Here is a 298-nt window from a genome sequence, read left to right on the forward strand (position 1 = left end):
AAACGGCAAAGAAACTCTCCATCGCGGCATTATCGAGGCAATTACCTTTGCGTGACATACTCTGGATTAAGCCTCGTGACGCTAGTGATATTTGATAGGCTGGCATGCGGTACTGCCATCCTTGGTCAGAGTGCAAAATGGGTTTATCGATTGGCGACAGCCGTTTGAAAGCCTTTTTAAGCATCGTATCAATCATTTTATAAACGGGTCTTTTCGCTGTTTCAAAGGCGATGATTTCGCCATTAAACAGATCTAAAATCGGTGACAGATAAAGCTTCTCACCAGCGACATTAAACTC

The 298-nt window shown here is 43.6% G+C and carries 1 protein-coding gene; it reads right to left on the bottom strand.

What is annotated here, in order from left to right; translation table 11 throughout:
* Nucleotides 1-298, bottom strand: a 298-nt coding sequence (locus tag KDM92_RS18370) for a DDE-type integrase/transposase/recombinase (protein ID WP_212685801.1), incomplete at both ends; no start/stop codon positions are given.

It is taken from the genome of Affinundibacterium baiyunense (assembly GCF_018139645.1).
Lineage (GTDB): Bacteria > Pseudomonadota > Gammaproteobacteria > Burkholderiales > Burkholderiaceae_D > Undibacterium > Undibacterium baiyunense.